Raw genomic sequence first — 18,017 nt, 5'->3', positions numbered from 1 at the left:
TACCTAATAACCTACTATATTCTCTGTCAAAAAACTCTAACGATATTAAAACCAAAGAAAACATCCCCTTCAGCCCAGTTACCCTCCGCATTTGAAATGAAACCTGGCTCGTTTGTAGACTGAGCATTTGTAAATAATAGTTGAAAAACATGTCCTCCTGTCTCAATATCCATTCCCACACTCAGAGGGTTTTTAAAAACCGACAATTCACTACGACTAAAATTATACACATAATCCAAATTAAAAGACACTCGTTTGCTGACCTTTATTCTTCCTCCCATTCCCAGCGCCAATTGATCATGCTCTTGAAATGGCTCATGCACTAAATTCTGCCTCACATATGTCGGCGCTAATTCAATAGAAAGCGCATTAGTCATTTTTCTCGATATTAATAATTGAGTGGCATAACTCAACCTATCCTCGTATTTTAGCGAAGGAAACCTTTCTTTATCCAACTCGCTATTCAAATTAATCGTAGCATAACCCGCTATGTTCACAGGCATTCCATCCTGCTGGCTGAAGATCTTGAACTTCATAGATCCAGCATACGTTTTACGCAATGACTCTCTGCTCAGTCCAAGTTGCAAATACTTTGTGAGTCCATAAATCAATTGTATTTTAGTATTTGCATTGTCCAAACCAAAAAATGTATCCAATCCGTCTTTCACCGACCCAAATCTATGGGAAACGTACATATACATATCCCCTTTTTCAGCAAGCTTTGTTGATTGCAAATTAACTATTTTCATCGCCTTAAACGCTGGCTGGGAATATTTTTTTTGAGGAGTCAATGTTTCCAATTGATTCAGCAACTCGTTCTCCTGTGCTACAGCTTTTCCAAGACTAAACACTACTAATAAAGTAAAAATAATTCTTCTCATTTCCTTTCTTTAATAATACATTGACTAAGCTTCACTTCATCCACTAACTCGTCATACCCCAACACTTTGCCTCTCAACACTACATGCTTCAAAACATCCAGGCTTAAAATTGTATCCGTATTAAATTGACAAAAAACTCCTCCTCTCAGCAAAATACTATGATCCGATGCACTCTTGACTTGCCCGCTAATCTCAACAACTTTTCCAAGGTATGTATTTGGGGCCGACTTAAAACTGGTAACAAATTCTTGAGAACTCCCACTGAACTGTATTTCAGCTTCTTGAACATTCTCTTTAGGCATGTAGACATAAGTCACCACACACATAACGGTCAAACTCATTAATATCAAGATGAATATAACTGTGTTAATCTTTTTCATGCAGCACATAATTTATATCAACAATAACGCTTTCCGCAATTTTATTTCTGACAATATGGGGAATGTCGATATCAAATTCCTCTGGAAATAAAACAAACTTACTTTTCACATAGACCTCTTGCTCTATTTTGCTTAAATACACTACTGTCTTGATACTCCGTTCGATACCTCGCACAGTGACAGTACCATTCATAATAAAATCAGATTCTTTTGCTTCTAATTTACTAAAATCGAAGCCTTCGATTACTCCCTTGAAAGACGCCTTGGGGTATTTATCAGATTCCATAAAATTCTCATTAAAATGTTCTTGCATCAATGCGATTTCGAACTCAAAACCGCCCAAAAATAACAGCCCTGCAACTTCACCAGTAGATGAATTTAAAATAGCTGTGGAGCTGTGATTTTCAGCTTCCACGGGCTCAAATGCTTCTACTGAAGCCTTGAATTTAGTCAAGCCTGTCTTGGTCAAATAAAGTTGAGCGTTAACCGAAACATCGCTCAATAATATGATTGCTATAAGTAATAATCTGTTCATAATATATCTAGATTTTAAACTTCAAAGAAAAGTGTTATTCGGGAAAACCATCATCGACCCACTTTTGAATTTTCAAACGCAGCTCAGTTGGCATTAATCCATTCTGAGGCATTGGATTAGCGCTTGAATTTATTCTTTCCAACAAATTCCTATTCTCTACCGCATATTTCACACCTTCCAAAGTTGTCAAATCAAGCCCATCGCTTGGCGTGACTTTTCCATGGCATGTCGTACAGTAGCTTAGAATAATTCCCTGCACATCGGAACGATAAGTCACCACCTCTTCAATCGGCAGAACATCTCTTTCATCGATAATAGCCTTGCTGCATCGCATCGAAACACTGCCCAACAATAAACAACATGCTAACGTTATTCTTCTCATTCTTCTAATTATTTATAAATTGACTAACAACGATCTGATGCTGGCCTTCCGGCTCTATGAGAATTGATTGAGCAGGATTTGTCATATCACCCGCTGAAATCATTCCGTCATCATTCAAATCCACTACAACATTTACATAATACTCTCCAGGATGCACATAAGTAAATAAAAACTCATCTTCGTTGTTGTCAAGTTCTGAAAACATTAAAACATCGTTGAAAACCGTTGCATCCTCAACAAAGTATCCCATATCATCAGTCAAAGCCCGTTTTGACAGATTCACAAATAACGTTTTATCATTCCAATCAGCGGTTCGCTCTATTTGCAAGTTAAGATAGGCAAGGTATGGATGATCTTCAATAGTAAAAGGGTCTCCGGATTCATACGCCAATGTAAAAATATCCTTTTCACCTGTCAGGTCTTGTGCTAAAAATGTAGCCGACTTGGCTCCTTCCGCAGCCTGCAAGTAATTCTTCTCAAAACCTTGATTAAAGTCCACAGCGCTTTGATCCACTGGATAATCCACAGCATTTGCAGCATGCTCCGCTAATTCCAGATTTCCTTTCAATGCCTTGAATGTCATATGTCTCCTGGGTATATCTCTTCCCAAACCACTTGTATAGGCATTGAAATACAGACTGTCTTTCACAAAGCGTAGTTCCATCCACATCGTTCGCCGCCCTCCTTCGGCATCCACAAATCTATAAAAGTCCCCTCTCGAAGAATTATTATCAACACTATCCAATACAAAATAGCTTGTTCTGTATATCCCGCTTAAGATTCCTCCATTTCTTGCCATCAAAGTATGTGTTCCCTCAAAATCGGCTATGAAAAAAGAAGTAAACAAATTGCCGAAAGTACCTCCTTCAAAGATTCCATGCACATGAGAAGGAGAAATAGGCCTATAATCAAAGGCAAACCAATCATATTGATCCGTCATGACAAGGTTTGTGCCTGTCCAATGCCCTGGCATTTTTTCCAAAAACTCAATTCCCTTCTCATTAATATTTATAGGGATAACTTTGGCATCTGGCACTGGATTGTTCTCATCATCATCTTTTCTTTCAGCGAGATTTCTAATCTCATTATCGCAACTCTGCAAAGTCATCTGCATCATCAGACAGATGGCCAATAACCATGCGCTTTTCATTTCACTTTTAACCATATTTCAGTCAGCTTTTTATTATATGTATTTTGGCTTATCAATAATGTATCAGCGTGCAGCAATCTTAAATCGAATTCACCTTTGCCTGTTGCTCCTGTCATTGCATCCATAGAGCTAGACCTTCTCACTTCCAATTCTTTGAACATATACAAAGGTCTAGCTTCAGTGGATAACAGTACTTGAGTCCCATCATCATATTCCAGCAACTCAGCCTCAAGCTTGCCATTTCGCTCAGAAATTCTGATAATGGACTGGTAATGCTTGCTTTTCACTCTCCAGTCTCCCTCATAATCGGAACTATTGCCGCAGCCAATTAAGAAAAAAACAATACCTAATAATTTGATTCTCATTTGCACTAACATTTGAAACTATCCAACATTCCTCTCGCATCCAGCGAGTTATAAATTTTCGATTTTGTATCAACAAAGCTAATAGCAATTTTATGAGTATCTTTTGACCTATGTCAAAAAACAACATTTCCATGTATTTAATATTTAATAATCAAATCAGAAAGATTATCATGCTTAAGCTATCAAACCAATTATTGTATTCTACTCTTGCAAAACTTTTGAAGAAAAATAATCTCCAGAAATCCCTTGCAATCACACAAATGGTTCTAACTTAAAGCCTGAATGACTTGAAGCACATTAGAATTAAAACTGATACCTTCGCCAATCAATCAGTTAACTAAAGAGATGAAAATGCAAAAATTATTTCAATATATAGGCTCAAGATGCTTTATCGGCGCCGAACTCAGAGAAAAAATTGAGACCGATTTCACTGCTGCAAAATACAAGAAAGGGGACAAACTGTTAAGCCAAGATCAAATTTCCCGCAAACTGTATTTCATAGACAAGGGTGTCTTGCATAATTATTATTATCATGACGGCAAGCAAATAAGTTCTTGGTTTTATTCCGAAGAACATTTCGTCACAGGCTGGTACAGCTTCTACAGCCAAAGCCCGAGTTTCGAGGAAATAGAATGCTTGGAAGATTGTGTGCTCTATTCAATCAGCTACGACAATTATCAAAAACTAATTGCAGATTCGCCCGCATTCGGCAATTTCGCCCGTCTGCTTGCAGAAGAAAGTCTAGCTTTCATAGACTATTTTTCAAAAGGCTGGTCTTTTCTTAGCGCTAGAGAAAAATACGATTTATTGCAAACCTATTTTCCTAACATAGAAAATCGAGTTAAACTTGGTCTTATTGCCTCCTTTTTAGGTATTTCGCAAGAAACATTAAGTCGAATAAGGTCTCAAAAATGATTTTTTGATCTAGGTCAAAGCACCATTGTGCCTGAAGAACTAGCTTTGAATAAATATTTCACAGAGTTTCTCTTTATGAACACAAAACGCATAACAAACATTATGTTTAATAAAGGGAAGTATCTGATCATCAACCCATTTTAATCTATACCATTATGAAAATTTATTTAATAAAAGCTTCATCCGGTTCTTCATATTCAGAATACAAGGCTGAAACGGGAGGACCTCCACAAAATATCTTTTCAGCGGCAGCGGCCATTCCTGAACATATTGAATTGGAAATGTGCGATGAAACCATTGGAATGAAAACAAATTTCCAATCAGAAGCTGACATTGTCGCAATATTCATGTCCACTCCTGACGCATACAGAGCCTATGAAATTGCTCAAAAATTCAAAGCAAAGGGAAAAACCACTATACTAAGCGGACTTCATACTAAATTTTTACCTCAAGAAGCTTCCCTGCATGCAGATGCACTGATATTAGGCGAAAGCGAAGGTCTATGGGAAAATATCATTCAAGATTTTCAGCAAGGAACACTTAAAAGCAAATATCAAAGAACATCAACTTTCGATTTAGCCGAATTAAAGCCCTACCCTACAAATATCATCCCTGTATCGAAATACAATTGGGTATGGTCAGTAGTGGTTACAAGAGGATGTCCTATGCAATGCGAATTTTGCTTGGTCCACGACTTTTTTGACAAATTTACCCTGAGGCCTATTGAAAATATCGTTGAAGAAATCAAAGAGTTGAAAAAATTAGGCGTTGAATGGGTTGAATTGCATTCCGACAACTTGACTCATAACAAAAAATACGCTCTGGAGCTTTTCAAGGCCCTCGAACCTCTTGATATGAATTTCTACGGAGAGACAACGATTATGATTGCAAGAGATCAAGAACTACTCAAAGCGGCTCAAAGAGCAGGTGTCAAGACACTCCTTTTCGGCATTGAGACCCCGGATGAACAAGCGCTTAAAGATCAAAAAAAGGCTTTTGTCAAGCCAGATAAGATAAAAGAATATGTTAACATAATCAAAAGCCATGGCATTGAAGTCGTTGGAGACTTTCTATTTGGCTTCGACGCTCATGACAAAAATATCTTTGACCAAACCATTGATTTTATTCAAGAAATAAAAGTAGACAAAGCTTACCCTCACTTGATGATTCCCTTCCCTGGCTCGGAAACATTTAAAAAATTAGATAAACAAGAACGCATACTCACGAAAGATTGGTCGAAATATGACGGTTCACACGCTGTCTTTCAACCAACAAATATGACTCCCGAAGAGTTGGAAATGGGAACTTGGAAAGTTTATCAGGCAATAGAAAAACATGAAAAATACATAAAAAACCAGTCCTCAAAGATTGACAAGTCGCTCAAAAATAAAGCAGAAACTAATATGCTGACAAGCAAATGGAAGACTTTACTAGCAATCGCGCTCTTGCCTTTCGCGTTAATCTTTGAAATGAGCAATTTTTATTTCGCTGGCCTTTTTATCCTATGGAGTTATCAAGGCATCAAGCATAAAAGCACTTTTTTTATCGAAAGAATCGAGAAAAATGAAAATCCAGTGCTATTCTGGATCGTCTCCATTCTTTGGATAGTACTTTCTATTTGGAGCCTCATTTACTCCGAACCAATTATAGACCTATGGTATTATCGATAGACTTGATTCACTTTTTGATCTAGATCAAATTGACTCAGGCAAATTAGCGCTATATTCGTTTCATAAAGGCCTTTAACATTAAACATTATACCATTATGAAGTATAAAATCGCGGTTTTCATAGTTTCCACTATATTATGTTTTCAGTGTTTTTCCTGTCAAAGCAAAGCAGAAAAAAAGAAAATGGATATGATTTCAAATCGAATAGATGAAATGAAATCAAAATCCTTTCCTTCCAATGAACAAGACAAGCAAGGTACCCCTGACAAAATCGAGAATGGTGATGAAATTATCGGCATCTGGGAAATGGAAAATGATTATTATGCCGCGATCTATGAAATAGTGAAATATAAGGGAAAATACTATGGCAAGATCCACTATTACAATGACGGCAAAGAGGAATATATAGCAAAAGGCAGCAAAGACGATTATTTCATGGAGGGCATAACCTTTCAAAATGGAAAATACAGCACTGCCAAAATGTATATGCCTGACGGCTCTTATTATGAAGCTAATATAAGGTTAAACGGCAATGAACTTTCTGTATCTATGACTATCCAAGGTGAAGCTTACAAGGAAATCTGGAAAAGAAAAAAACCGGAATAACCCAACAATTATATTGCGAATGATAATATCTGAATTTCAAATCAACAATCATGAAAAAAAGCAATAACCCCATATTCTCCGACCTATCCACATATTCTCCTAAAAGCACTATTTCTTTTTATAAAAAGGTATTTGGCTGGAGTTTTTACGACTATCATGATTATTACAGCGCATATGCGGGGACCTCACAAGTCGCAGGGCTTTATGAAACTCCTCAAAAATTCAAACAAATGCGAATGCCTCACTTTTGGATGACATACATACAAGTCAACAATGTAGACCAAACGGTCAATATTGCTCAATCCAATGGCGGAATCATAGAACTTCAGGAAGAAATCAAGGAATTCGGAAAAATCGCTCTGATACGCGATATTCAAGGAGCTGGCTTCACAATTTATGAAGGCGACAAGCTAGCAAATGCCAGAACAAAAAACACTCCCAATACTTTGATTTGGAACGAGCTTCATGTGTCTGAATTAAAGCCTGTGCTGGCATTTTACGCTTCCATTTTTAATTGGCGCTTTAACCAAACAAACTCTTATTTTGTCGAAGTATATAATGAAAATAATGAGCATATAGCTGACATATTGGAAATTCCCAATAATATGAAAGGCAAATATGAGTATTGGATATCAACATTCGCTGTCAAAGATTTGAAAAGCTCGTCTAAAAAAATTATTGAGAATGGCGGTTCTTTGATCATTGATGAAGGCAAAAGAAAATTATTTACCGATAATTCTCATCAAGCCTTCTTTTACATTTCAGAAACATATTAAGCATAACTGAAAATACTACTGGCTTAGATATTTATTGATGACTTCTGAGATTTCATCCGCCCGATCGACTATCATAAAATGTCCACCGCCATCTATCCACTTTGCATTTTCAATCTTAGCTTTAGGAAAAATTCGATCTCTATTTCCATGAATATGCAATAATCTATCACTACTGAAATCATGTTCACTGTGCCAAGCCATGATTTGATCAATAGCCCATACCATAAATTTTTCATCCGTATCTTTAATAATTTTCTTAAGAAGCTTTGAATCCTGCTTTCTTGATATGCTAAAAAAATAATCGCCAGTAACTAAATTCATTCTTTTCAATAAAAAAGCAGGAACAAGCTTATGCATCTTTGTTCGCTTTGCAAGGTTCAAGGAAATTCCAAACTCGCGTGGACTTTTCACACTTGATATGATAACCATTTGCTTGATATCAATATGTTTTGCTATTTCTCGCGCCACAATGCCTCCAAATGAAACTCCAAGCAAAATAACTTCGCTTGTTTGGTCTATTTGATCCAAAAGCCTCAAAGAATATTCTGATAAACTTTCTTTTCGACCCGGCTCAAGCCAATGCACATAATTAATCTCCACATCTTTGAGTTTCAAAAACTGAAATACTCTTTCATCCGCTCCCAAACCACTGATAAAATAAATCTTTCGTTGTCTCATATCTTCTATGAATCGCTTTGACACACAATATAAAAACATTGACTCATTCTAAGCAATTTTTCGAAAAATCAATTGAAATATAATGATATAATTTTTAACGGCACGAGGTACTCTATTTGTTGATCAAAAATTGTTTTCAAACATTTAAATATAAAATCATGTCAGAAGCAAGAACAACAATTGCTGGCGGATGGTCTCCATTCGAAGCACCAACAGCCGAAGAAAAACTAATCCTTAAAGAAGCTCTCCTTGGTCTACTTGGCGTTGACTATCTGCCAATCGCAGTTTCAAAACAAGTAGTGAATGGTATGAATTATCGCTTCATAAGCAAAGCGACAGTGGTCTATCCTGGCGCGAAGCCATACTTAGTGGAAATATTCGTTCACGTACCTCCAGGTGGAAAGCCAGAATTGAAAAATATCAAGAACGTTACTAAAGATCTTCCTGAAACAGCGTTTTTATCTTTAGGAGGATGGAGCGATTGGCATCCACTTACTCCGGGAGAAAAAGTTATCTTTCACTTGGCGACAAAAGATATATTGGGCGTTGTATATGATCCAATCGAAGTACGAACGCAAGTAGTAGCGGGAATGAACCTTGAATTCAAAGCAGTAGCACATCCAGTAGTGCCTCATTCAGAGCCTTATGATGTAATCGTATCAATCTTTCAACCATTGGATGGAGCTCCTTACGTGGAAAGCATCACCAAAGTGAATAATTAAAAAAATTAATCAAGCAAGATTGGCATTTGATCTTGCTTGATTATCCTATTATAAATAGTTTACTCTAGAACATATAACCTAGATTGAATTGAAAGTATGAATTTTTCATTTTATCTCCTCTATCATTGCTAGTCAAGAAGTTAGATTGTCCATGATAAAACTTCGTCTCAGCAACTAGATTAAAATCAAATTCGTAGCCAAGCCCCACTTGCATTCCAAAATCAGAACTTTTAAAACCATCTTTTACATCAACCTTATCATTTTCAGCTGTGTCATCTTGCTTCTTTTCTTGCGCTGAAATTAAAAATGCTAATTGAGGTCCAACTTGCACATTCAATCCCTCAACCAAATAAATCTTTAGATTTAAAGGCAAAGAAATGTAGTCCAACGTTAAACGATATGAAGAGTAAGAAAACTCATTTGGCAACACATAAGCTTCTTCTAAAGGGTTAAGCACCACATCTAATCTATTGATTTCCCCTCCTAATCTATTGAACTGAATTTCCGGTTGCAAAGAAATATGTCTGGATAATCTGTATTTTAAAAACGCCCCAAGCATAAAACCTGTTTGGGGTTCAAATTCAAATAATCCACCCACATCTGATTCATGATACTTTTCCTTTATCGACTTTTGGAAATTTTCATCAACATCCAATTTGAGTTGAGAAATATTCGCTCCGCCTTTAATGCCATATTTTATCGTCTGAGCATTAACCACTCCTGCAAATAAAAGCATCATGTTTACCAATAGTATTAATTTTCTCATATAATACTTTTTAAAATTAAAATAATTTAAAATTATCCATAAAATACTCACAAGTATAATACATAAATCAAAAATAAACTCAAAGTGAAATAAAAAATCAACCCAAGAATAATGTTTATGAATCTGTTATCTTATTCAAGACTACCGTGCAAAGCTATAACGACTCGATTTACAACAAAAAAAATTAAAGTTTATATCAGAATAAAAACACATCATGTGAAAAGCAAATCAACCAAGCCTCGCTAGAAACTTGGTTGATTTATATTAGACTCAAACTTTGTAAATGATGAAATGCATATGATTAACTATTTAGAATCGATAACCTAAAGTCAATTGAAACGATCTCGTCTTGGTAGTCATGTCAAGAAACTCTGCAAGTTCACTATCATCCACATTAGTCAAACCTAAACAATATCTGGCCTCAATAGAAAGCCCTTGTTCAAAATCATAACCCGCACCAAAGTTCAAAGAAAAATTGATGCTCTTCATATCATCAATATCAACCCTCTCATCTCCAATCTTTGCCTTTTTACCTGCCAAAATACCTAGCTGTGGCCCGGCTTGCAAATTGAAACCTTCTGCAAGAAATACTTTAGCCATTACTGGTATGTTGACATAACTCAGATTCATTTTTGCATTCTTGCCATCTTTATAACCTTCTTGAGAATATAAAATCTCAGGTTGAATAGCAAAAGCATCTGTCAACATCATTCGAGAAAAAACTCCCAAGACCAAGCCTGCCTTTACATCGCCAGTCGCGCTTTCTGAATCGGCTTCTGTCTTCGCATTAGAAAAGTTAGCTCCAGCCTTTACTCCAAAAGAGACATCTTGAGCCATAATACTACAACTAAAAAAACTTAAAACAACAATTAAAAAAACATTTTTCATTAATAAATTATTTATGTTAAAAAATATACCACTAAGTTATAAAACAAAGTAAATAGAATAAATTTAAATTATATATTTAATTATTCAATTATCAAATTATGACACTGACCATAAAATTATATTTATAGATAAATAAACATTATCTTATAACGAATTGAAAAAATATAAAATCCTGAAAAAGGAAAAAAACCATTAATATTGAGTTTCGTTCTATAAGCATGTACGAGGAAAGGAAGGGTAAGCCATTCAAAAATACTGGAAACTTAAAATCTCGAAATTCTTCGCCTAGCATAAATAATTCTAGATCGCCGATCCAATGCTATCGATTGATCGATCCTTCCAAATATGATTTTTCATCATCGTCCCTATTCTTTCATCGTCAGAAAATACACAGAGAAAAACATCTCGGGGACTATATTGACGAGCAAAGCCATTTCGAACAGAATAGAGATGAGGTTGTCGAATATTTCCAAAGAAAAAGAATGCGAGACGGCAAGGTTCTCAAAAAAGAGAATCATCCTTGCCTAAGAATGGATATGCCTGCTCTAAAAGTTGCAGAATCATTTGAAATGGCTATCGAAGCAAGTCCGCATCACAAAAAGCTTTTCTATGCCAGTCCTGATACTGTTGAACAGTCCAATAAGAAATTATCAAGCAACGAAGTGGAATTAAGATTGATCACTGACCCCTCGCATATTTTGCAGGTTACCGACGAATCAGGAAAACAACATGAACTGCTAGCTACTTTTGCGGCAAAGCAAGGAAAGAAAACTAAAACACTCGGCCGGTCATCGGATTGCGGCATATTCATGGAAGAAATTATCGGCAGAGGAATGTCGCATACGCTTACAACTATATTTGAATCTGAACAATTATCGAAAGAATGGACGGACTCTCCCGCTTATAATTGGAAAATGCAAGACAAATTCTCATGGCTTTTAAGGCGTTGTCCAGAAGACTGTGACATACCTAATCCATTGGAGTTTTTAGAATGCCTCAATGATGATGCCCAAGAAAATCATTCGGACGCTCAGACACCTTATGATTCCTGCATGCTAAAATCCTTAGGGGTGAACGAATACGCTCTGCCGGAAATTGGCGAAGCTTTTATGATGGCTGGCTTTGAAGAAAAAGATGAGATAATAAACGGATTTGATTTTCAAACTTACATGGACCAAGTTCATAAAGGATTGAAAATGCATCACATGGATTTCAATTGGGAAAATTGGGATAGAGTACCCAACGAGTGCTTTGTCTTCAATCGTTGGAATAATCACTTCGCAGGAGTAGTAGCCAAATCTGGCCATGATATGATTACTCTCGAAAATTACAATCGCCTTGACGAGGACTCAACAGAAGTGATTGGAGCATTCAACCGAATGATCATGAAATCAAAAGAAGCCCAAGACCTCTTCAAAGAATTCCTCGATGCTAGTCAGGAAAAGTTCGCCAACAATGCCTTGGAAAGAAGATGCCTGATTTCGAAATTTTCACAACACATTCGTAAAATGAGACATTGTTCCCAAGAACTAAAAAAAGAATTTGAAAGCTTCAATGAAGAACTCAAGAGCTTTCATATGGCTCAGCAAGTCAAAGAAGAACTATTTTACTTTGAAATGTACGGTGCTCAACCTGAACAAACATTTCACGAAACATACTTTGACCATACACAGGGCGATGCGCTAACATTTAGGATTAAAGAATCACTGCCTCAGCAAAAGAAAAAGCTTAATGAAAGATTAGAACACTTGGCTAAACCTCTTTCCGATGAATTATATCTGCAATTTAGCAGCAAATCGGCAGAGTACGCCGCCGCCTATCAATGGGCTGATATGGAATGGCAACATTTCGAACAAGAAACACTGCTTGCCATTGATTCTATGACTGGTCTTTCTGAAGGCCATAAGTTAGAAGAAGAATTAAATTTAGCTCAAAAAAAATTCAAAGGAAGAGTCTTGCAAAGATTCCTGTTTGCTTTCATGGAAAGACATAACTTACCGGTTGATATAGCAACGCTCCCGACAGAATTCGGTCCAATATCGCAATTCGTCGAGAAAGTCGAAGAACATAATCCTCAAATAGTCACTGCCAAAAGAGCTTCCGATTTTAGATGTTGGCTATGCGCCGTGTTTCAGCTATTATCAAGATAGAAAATATCATTTAAACTCAATTTATTTTTATCATAGCATTTATTAGCAATACCATAAAGCTATCCGGCAATATCCTACAAATCCAATAGTAGAGAAAAATTATAATATTCACTATATTACAAATGAATATATCACTGATTAATATAATCTTTCAAACAAACAACATAATGAAAAAATCTCTACTAGCATTAGCTACGCTTACTACACTTTTTAGCTGCAGAAATAGTTCAGACAAATTCGAGGAAAACTTGCCAGGCCAATGCAATATTGTCCCCCATCATTATACTGAAACGCTGGACAGCGCTAGGGTTTATGCTATCGCTCCACCCGAAGGTGAAGAGCAAATTCTATTTTTATACGACAATGACACTATCCCCGCAGAAAACACTCCTCAAGAGATCAAAGAGAATATCATCGGGCATGTATCCAATGATGCCAATGAACAAAACAGAAACATTCCTTATTACATTGATGGGGAAATTGACATTCAACTGGACTACAACGAAAAGCTTTTAATCGTAAATAACATCTATCCAAGCTATTGCAATGATATACCAGAAGAAAATAAAAAATCAACCAATGACTCAATCCTCGGCCAATGGGAAATCTCAGGTTTGATATTGAACGATTCGCTTATGAACAAACCTTGCGAAGTTGTTGGGGAGACTATGCATATTTCCGAGCAGTCAATTTCTTTCTACAATACAACAGTCAGCCAATACACAAGTGACAAAAACAAATTGAAGGCTAATAGTGAAGATATTCATATAGTGACGAGTATAGCTAATATGTCGCTTAACAAAAAATATTACTTGCAAAAGGCTAGCAACATATTTATGGAGTTTAAAGAAGATCTGTCTTTGGAATTAAAATTCTATCTGAAACATGATCGATTAACCATCCAAAACCAAGACGAATCCGCAAAAATAATCTTTACAAGAAAGAATGAAATCTAAGACAAATATTAAATCTAAATATATTGGTCAATATATTTAGATTTAATATTTAGCAAAACTAAAAAATACCGAGTATTCAGCGAGACGAATGCTTAAGGGGTAAGCGAAACTGAAATTATGCTCGGTATTATATCTTTAGATAAGAGAATTCAGAGGCAAGGCTTCATTTCTTACCATTTTACTTCTTCATGATTCCAATTCGGAGCGTCAAACTCTTCCTTGATTTTTCTAATCCACTCCTCAGGATATTCTCTCATTCCCTCCATCAAATTCAATTTAACAGGATCCAATAAATTTTTTCCAAAAGTAAATTTATTATACACCGCAAACCAATCCTCAACATGGAATAAAAAGTATGCTATATCCTCAAGATATCGTTTGTCGCATCTATACATCAACAATCTAAGATCCTCTTTCACTAACTTGTAGGCTTTTTTTACCCTCTTCGCTTGAAACAACAATCCTCCTTTGTCAAAATCCTCTTTTGCCAAATCCAGATATCGCAAACTTACCATTAGCGATTCAAACTTGCCTATTTCATAACTTACAGCATCCTTTCTCATGTCGATCTTTTTTGCCAATATTCGACATAATTGCATGGTCGCGCATCCCTGAATTCAGGGGTATTTGTATTCAACCCTATCAAAGCTTTTAATTTGAACCTCGCTTCAAAACCGTAAATCTACACATGAATCTAAAACTGCAAACACAAAAATATCTAGTTCAAGTTTGCAACTTAGACTTCGCTTCAATAACACAAGCCTAAACATGGGCCTAAGATTGCAAATACAAAAATATCTAGTTCAAGTTTGCAACTTGGACTTCGCTTCAATACCACAAGCCTAAACATAGGTCTAAAATTGCAAATACAAAACTGCATGATTAGCTAAATCCAACATGTGAAACAAGTTGAAAACTTACGATAAAAAATCCATCCTGATCGCCCAAGATGGATTTTGTGTTTTCACTGGAATTTAGTCCAAGATGCAATCTTGAACTAGTGATGCTTTTTAATCTAAGCTTAGATCATATGGGGAAATTACCTCATGGTTTTTTTATACTTTTTTTATACTTTTTTACACTATCCTACAAAGCCAAGCAGGTATATTTAAAATAATAATCCTAGTTCAGACAAAAATAAAAACCAGTCCGAGACCCACTGCTCGAACTGGTTTTTATTACTTTAATCAACTGAATTTCATTGGATTACGTACGTACCATTTGAAGGATTAATCATCTATAAAGGATTTTATTAAAGATTTTAATTCTTGATTTATTTCATTTGTCAAATCAAGATTAAGAATCCTAATATTATTTTTTTCCAATAACATAAATAATTTTTTTATAATATTCAGGGATACGCTCCCAAAAACTATCATCAACACGTAAAAGCCTACTAAGTAAATCACCAGAAAAATCGTCTGCCTTAAAAAATATATCTTTGGAAACAAATTCTATCGCGACTGGAACAAGAAACTTTAATCCACTTTCTTGCCCAATCATAAAATAAACATCCTCAGGGTAATAATCTTTCAAGGGCTTATTATGTAATAAATAAAAATTATATTCTTCATAAGAGGAGTTTTCCTCAACGGGCACTTCTGCATTCCAAGACCATCCCTCAAGCTGACTTATACTTTTCTTTTCTTTATTCATAAAGTTTACCCATTTTTTTAATTGCTTTTTCTGTACTCTTCATAACATTATCAATAATTTGAATCACATTTGGCTTCGTATCTAAGCGACCCTATCTATGTATCACAGATACCAGAATTAACACATTCGAATTAGAAATCCAAATAAGCTCTCACATCATATTTTCACTATCTAGTTCAAGTTTGAAACTTGGACTTCTCTTCAAAACTGTAAATCTAAACATGGCCCTATGCTCGCAAGCACAAAACTGCATGAAAAGCTAAATCAGTTACCTGAAACAAACTAAAAATTTCTACCAGAAAACACATAAAAAATCCATCCCGATTGCTCAAGATGGATTTTGTGTATTTGCTGATATTTAGTCCAAGTCATAGACTTGAACTAAAGGGCCGGGGTTAATGAAGGTAGGTTAACAAATAATATCTAAAAAATATAGATACAACCCCATTTAAAACACTAATTATTATAAAAACATATTTAATATCTTTAGATATTTTTTTATAAAAATATACCGGTATCACTACAAAAAATAATAAAATAAGCATTAACATAATAGTGAAATCACTAAAAAAGAAAGAATTAGCAATACTTATTATATATTTACTTGAAATTTCTAACATCCCAAAAAGGATTACTATAAATACAAAATGAAATACATTTATTGATATTATTATTTTATTTATTATTTGTTTTGATCGATTTTTATTTTCCATCTATAACCTGTTTTACCTTTTCAATGTCTTTCATATTTTGTCTCAACTGAATATCTAATATCTTGATTATCAAATAAGTTGTGAATAAACTATAACTATCAGCATCACTTATGCGAAATATTTTTTGTCCCGTTTTCACCCCCATAGTTCAAATTTGCAACTTGGGCTTCGCTTCAATACCTAAACATAGATACATGATGAGCTAAATCCAACATTTGAAACAAGTTGAAAACTTACAATAGAAAACATATAAAAAATCCATCCCATTCGATAAATGACCAAGATGGATTTTGTGTATTCCAGCTTTCTGCTCTTATCCCCGCATCACAGATGCTCGACTTTAGGAATTCGCATTCCAAATGCGAACGATCACACTTTCTTGAAGAAAATGGGGGACGAACGGATGGTAGTACAGATTTTTATTTTAAAACCCTATAAGAATAATTAGTATAATCTATTAAATCTTCCAATATATCTCCTCTCTTAGATATTAAATAATTACTATTTTTATTATCGAATAAATATCCACCAATAAATCCTTTTTGAGGAGACGCAAATAAAATTTGATCATATTCATCAGTATAATAATAATAAGACTTGATTAATCTGAATTTATATATTTTCTCATCTCCTCTCATATATACATTTTCCAGCTTAATCGGCAATTCAAAAATTAAATTATTAAAATTAAATTTAATACTATTAAACGACCCAATTGATGAATTAAAGTTAAAAAGCACCTCTTTATTTATTCCTAGTTTTTCAATAGTGATTATATAACAATCTTTTTTATATTCTAATTCTCCATGACCAAAAAAAGCATATTTAATTCCCTTATTTTTTAAGATAAAATTATATTCAAATAGATAATGATCATGGTTACTATTAAATATATTAAAGAATGTTTCACTCTCTGAATAATTAATATTTTTATTATTATCACATGATGTAATTATAAATAAACTACTAATAATGAGACTCAGAAGTTTCCAGTGTATTCGCGATATTATTGATTCGTTCTTGTTCATTAAATTCATCTACTAATTGTTTTATTTGTCTAAATTGCTCAACAACAACACCTTTTTTGGATTTATTAAGATTATTCTCAACTTCTATATCGTCTAAAGAGTTTTCCCCAACAATTGGTATTCCATAATACTTTATATGATCCTTATTATTTTTACCTTTTATATCATCATGATCCAAATATTCCATAAAGTAATATTCTTCATGATTTAAATCATATACTTCAGCTTTTAAATTTTCCGTCGTTTCAGTGATACCTATTACTGCTGCTTTTCTGCCATCTGCTGTTGCTTTCTTAAATAATTCTTTATCGATTCCATATTTTCGTGACGTTCTATCAGTATATCCATCCATTGTATTTTCATATTCTTCATAGTTTTCAAATACATCAACAAACCCTATAGGCGAACCTGAAGCATAATGATAGTATATGGTATTATACTTCTTTTGTTTTTTAAATTTTGACATCATCTCCTTACCTAAAGATGTTTTACATTGAATATTCCAAGTATTTATGAATGATTTATCATTACCAGATGCTAATTGATAAAAAATCTTCTCTAAGCCCTCAAGTTCAACATGGTCAATTACAACATTTTCACTAAAAGCATAAGGACTATTCCATGGATAATCAGGCGCAAGGGGATCCACCGCAAAGAACCTACCGATTCTCGGGTCGTGCATACGGTACTTGTAATTCACAAGGCCAGTTTCGTCGTCCTGCTCCTGCCCTTGGAATCCATACCTATAGCCTCCACTATCGAAGGTTCTTCCGATCATTTACTAAAAATTAGGCAAAAAAA

At 34.8% G+C, this 18,017-nt stretch carries 20 protein-coding genes; 7 read left to right on the top strand and 13 right to left on the bottom strand.

What is annotated here, in order from left to right; genetic code table 11:
- Positions 1-26: 26 nt before the first annotated feature.
- Genes AABK36_RS21665 through AABK36_RS21640 form a run of 6 tightly spaced genes read right to left on the bottom strand, consistent with a single transcriptional unit; the run spans position 27 to position 3,693 of the window.
- Positions 27-881, bottom strand: coding sequence for a DUF5777 family beta-barrel protein (locus AABK36_RS21665; RefSeq protein WP_309941149.1), 855 nt, complete (start codon positions 879-881; stop codon positions 27-29).
- Positions 878-1,261 (bottom strand): hypothetical protein, encoded by a 384-nt coding sequence (locus AABK36_RS21660; RefSeq protein ID WP_309941151.1) that lies wholly within the window; start codon positions 1,259-1,261, stop codon positions 878-880. The genes AABK36_RS21665 and AABK36_RS21660 overlap by 4 nt, the downstream gene beginning before the upstream one ends.
- A complete protein-coding gene (locus AABK36_RS21655; protein WP_309941153.1) occupies positions 1,248-1,796 on the bottom strand; it encodes a YceI family protein in 549 nt (182 codons plus the stop codon). The genes AABK36_RS21660 and AABK36_RS21655 overlap by 14 nt, the downstream gene beginning before the upstream one ends.
- 34 nt (positions 1,797-1,830) lie before the next feature.
- Positions 1,831-2,178, bottom strand: coding sequence for a hypothetical protein (locus AABK36_RS21650; protein WP_309941155.1), 348 nt, complete (start codon positions 2,176-2,178; stop codon positions 1,831-1,833).
- A gap of 4 nt (positions 2,179-2,182) precedes the next feature.
- Positions 2,183-3,343, bottom strand: coding sequence for a hypothetical protein (locus AABK36_RS21645; protein ID WP_309941157.1), 1,161 nt, complete (start codon positions 3,341-3,343; stop codon positions 2,183-2,185).
- Positions 3,325-3,693 (bottom strand): hypothetical protein, encoded by a 369-nt coding sequence (locus tag AABK36_RS21640; protein ID WP_309941159.1) that lies wholly within the window; start codon positions 3,691-3,693, stop codon positions 3,325-3,327. The genes AABK36_RS21645 and AABK36_RS21640 overlap by 19 nt, the downstream gene beginning before the upstream one ends.
- Positions 3,694-4,044: 351 nt before the next feature.
- Between AABK36_RS21640 and AABK36_RS21635 the strand changes: the two genes are divergently transcribed.
- The 4 genes from AABK36_RS21635 (at position 4,045) to AABK36_RS21620 (ending at position 7,659) form a co-directional block, all read left to right on the top strand.
- A complete protein-coding gene (locus tag AABK36_RS21635) occupies positions 4,045-4,608 on the top strand; it encodes a Crp/Fnr family transcriptional regulator (protein WP_309941161.1) in 564 nt (187 codons plus the stop codon).
- A 155-nt stretch (positions 4,609-4,763) separates the two neighbouring features.
- Complete coding sequence (locus AABK36_RS21630) at positions 4,764-6,278, top strand: B12-binding domain-containing radical SAM protein (protein ID WP_309941164.1); 1,515 nt, start codon at positions 4,764-4,766, stop codon at positions 6,276-6,278.
- A gap of 95 nt (positions 6,279-6,373) precedes the next feature.
- Positions 6,374-6,883 (top strand): DUF2147 domain-containing protein, encoded by a 510-nt coding sequence (locus AABK36_RS21625; protein ID WP_338390331.1) that lies wholly within the window; start codon positions 6,374-6,376, stop codon positions 6,881-6,883.
- A 50-nt stretch (positions 6,884-6,933) separates the two neighbouring features.
- Positions 6,934-7,659 carry a VOC family protein gene (locus AABK36_RS21620; RefSeq protein ID WP_309941167.1) on the top strand — a complete coding sequence of 242 codons (726 nt, stop codon included), beginning with the start codon at positions 6,934-6,936 and terminating at the stop codon, positions 7,657-7,659.
- Between the two features lie 15 nt (positions 7,660-7,674).
- Here the strand turns inward: AABK36_RS21620 and AABK36_RS21615 are convergent, their stop codons facing one another.
- Positions 7,675-8,337, bottom strand: coding sequence for an alpha/beta hydrolase (locus tag AABK36_RS21615; RefSeq protein WP_309941169.1), 663 nt, complete (start codon positions 8,335-8,337; stop codon positions 7,675-7,677).
- A 158-nt stretch (positions 8,338-8,495) separates the two neighbouring features.
- On the opposite strand from AABK36_RS21615, the gene AABK36_RS21610 reads away from it, so the two are divergent.
- On the top strand, positions 8,496-9,059 hold the full coding sequence (locus AABK36_RS21610; RefSeq protein WP_309941171.1) for a hypothetical protein: 564 nt from the start codon (positions 8,496-8,498) through the stop codon (positions 9,057-9,059).
- 64 nt (positions 9,060-9,123) lie between these two features.
- Here the strand turns inward: AABK36_RS21610 and AABK36_RS21605 are convergent, their stop codons facing one another.
- Positions 9,124-9,825, bottom strand: coding sequence for a porin family protein (locus AABK36_RS21605; protein WP_309941174.1), 702 nt, complete (start codon positions 9,823-9,825; stop codon positions 9,124-9,126).
- A gap of 309 nt (positions 9,826-10,134) precedes the next feature.
- A complete protein-coding gene (locus AABK36_RS21600) occupies positions 10,135-10,713 on the bottom strand; it encodes a porin family protein (RefSeq protein ID WP_309941177.1) in 579 nt (192 codons plus the stop codon).
- 218 nt (positions 10,714-10,931) lie between these two features.
- On the opposite strand from AABK36_RS21600, the gene AABK36_RS21595 reads away from it, so the two are divergent.
- Both AABK36_RS21595 and AABK36_RS21590 read left to right on the top strand, forming a co-directional pair.
- On the top strand, positions 10,932-12,863 hold the full coding sequence (locus AABK36_RS21595) for a hypothetical protein (RefSeq protein ID WP_309941179.1): 1,932 nt from the start codon (positions 10,932-10,934) through the stop codon (positions 12,861-12,863).
- A 167-nt stretch (positions 12,864-13,030) separates the two neighbouring features.
- Positions 13,031-13,819, top strand: a complete 789-nt coding sequence (locus tag AABK36_RS21590; RefSeq protein ID WP_309941180.1) for a hypothetical protein — start codon at positions 13,031-13,033, stop codon at positions 13,817-13,819.
- A gap of 170 nt (positions 13,820-13,989) precedes the next feature.
- Here AABK36_RS21590 and AABK36_RS21585 read toward each other — a convergent pair whose 3' ends face one another.
- The 4 genes from AABK36_RS21585 to AABK36_RS21570 all read right to left on the bottom strand — a co-directional run bounded on the left by AABK36_RS21585 (position 13,990) and on the right by AABK36_RS21570 (position 17,994).
- Complete coding sequence (locus AABK36_RS21585) at positions 13,990-14,382, bottom strand: hypothetical protein (RefSeq protein ID WP_309941182.1); 393 nt, start codon at positions 14,380-14,382, stop codon at positions 13,990-13,992.
- Between the two features lie 748 nt (positions 14,383-15,130).
- Positions 15,131-15,475, bottom strand: coding sequence for a contact-dependent growth inhibition system immunity protein (locus tag AABK36_RS21580; RefSeq protein WP_309941185.1), 345 nt, complete (start codon positions 15,473-15,475; stop codon positions 15,131-15,133).
- Between the two features lie 1,132 nt (positions 15,476-16,607).
- Positions 16,608-17,216, bottom strand: coding sequence for a hypothetical protein (locus AABK36_RS21575; RefSeq protein WP_338390330.1), 609 nt, complete (start codon positions 17,214-17,216; stop codon positions 16,608-16,610).
- Positions 17,155-17,994 (bottom strand): RHS repeat-associated core domain-containing protein, encoded by an 840-nt coding sequence (locus tag AABK36_RS21570; RefSeq protein ID WP_309942047.1) that lies wholly within the window; start codon positions 17,992-17,994, stop codon positions 17,155-17,157. Before AABK36_RS21570 ends, AABK36_RS21575 begins: the two co-directional genes overlap by 62 nt.
- Positions 17,995-18,017 lie beyond the last annotated feature (23 nt).

This window comes from Aureibacter tunicatorum, assembly GCF_036492635.1.
GTDB classification, from domain to species: Bacteria; Bacteroidota; Bacteroidia; order Cytophagales; family Cyclobacteriaceae; genus Aureibacter; species Aureibacter tunicatorum.
Note: the sequence above shows the minus strand (reverse complement) of the source record. Positions and strands in the feature narration are given on the sequence as shown.

Bases quoted from the DNA above. Each gene is read 5' to 3' on its own strand.
- AABK36_RS21665 (WP_309941149.1), bottom strand. From the start codon at position 881: ATGAGAAGAATTATTTTTACTTTATTAGTAGTGTTTAGTCTTGGAAAA.
- AABK36_RS21660 (WP_309941151.1), bottom strand. From the start codon at position 1,261: ATGAAAAAGATTAACACAGTTATATTCATCTTGATATTAATGAGTTTG.
- AABK36_RS21655 (WP_309941153.1), bottom strand. From the start codon at position 1,796: ATGAACAGATTATTACTTATAGCAATCATATTATTGAGCGATGTTTCG.
- AABK36_RS21650 (WP_309941155.1), bottom strand. From the start codon at position 2,178: ATGAGAAGAATAACGTTAGCATGTTGTTTATTGTTGGGCAGTGTTTCG.
- AABK36_RS21645 (WP_309941157.1), bottom strand. From the start codon at position 3,343: ATGGTTAAAAGTGAAATGAAAAGCGCATGGTTATTGGCCATCTGTCTG.
- AABK36_RS21640 (WP_309941159.1), bottom strand. From the start codon at position 3,693: ATGAGAATCAAATTATTAGGTATTGTTTTTTTCTTAATTGGCTGCGGC.
- AABK36_RS21635 (WP_309941161.1), top strand. From the start codon at position 4,045: ATGCAAAAATTATTTCAATATATAGGCTCAAGATGCTTTATCGGCGCC.
- AABK36_RS21630 (WP_309941164.1), top strand. From the start codon at position 4,764: ATGAAAATTTATTTAATAAAAGCTTCATCCGGTTCTTCATATTCAGAA.
- AABK36_RS21625 (WP_338390331.1), top strand. From the start codon at position 6,374: ATGAAGTATAAAATCGCGGTTTTCATAGTTTCCACTATATTATGTTTT.
- AABK36_RS21620 (WP_309941167.1), top strand. From the start codon at position 6,934: ATGAAAAAAAGCAATAACCCCATATTCTCCGACCTATCCACATATTCT.
- AABK36_RS21615 (WP_309941169.1), bottom strand. From the start codon at position 8,337: ATGAGACAACGAAAGATTTATTTTATCAGTGGTTTGGGAGCGGATGAA.
- AABK36_RS21610 (WP_309941171.1), top strand. From the start codon at position 8,496: ATGTCAGAAGCAAGAACAACAATTGCTGGCGGATGGTCTCCATTCGAA.
- AABK36_RS21605 (WP_309941174.1), bottom strand. From the start codon at position 9,825: ATGAGAAAATTAATACTATTGGTAAACATGATGCTTTTATTTGCAGGA.
- AABK36_RS21600 (WP_309941177.1), bottom strand. From the start codon at position 10,713: ATGAAAAATGTTTTTTTAATTGTTGTTTTAAGTTTTTTTAGTTGTAGT.
- AABK36_RS21595 (WP_309941179.1), top strand. From the start codon at position 10,932: ATGTACGAGGAAAGGAAGGGTAAGCCATTCAAAAATACTGGAAACTTA.
- AABK36_RS21590 (WP_309941180.1), top strand. From the start codon at position 13,031: ATGAAAAAATCTCTACTAGCATTAGCTACGCTTACTACACTTTTTAGC.
- AABK36_RS21585 (WP_309941182.1), bottom strand. From the start codon at position 14,382: ATGAGAAAGGATGCTGTAAGTTATGAAATAGGCAAGTTTGAATCGCTA.
- AABK36_RS21580 (WP_309941185.1), bottom strand. From the start codon at position 15,475: ATGAATAAAGAAAAGAAAAGTATAAGTCAGCTTGAGGGATGGTCTTGG.
- AABK36_RS21575 (WP_338390330.1), bottom strand. From the start codon at position 17,216: ATGAACAAGAACGAATCAATAATATCGCGAATACACTGGAAACTTCTG.
- AABK36_RS21570 (WP_309942047.1), bottom strand. From the start codon at position 17,994: ATGATCGGAAGAACCTTCGATAGTGGAGGCTATAGGTATGGATTCCAA.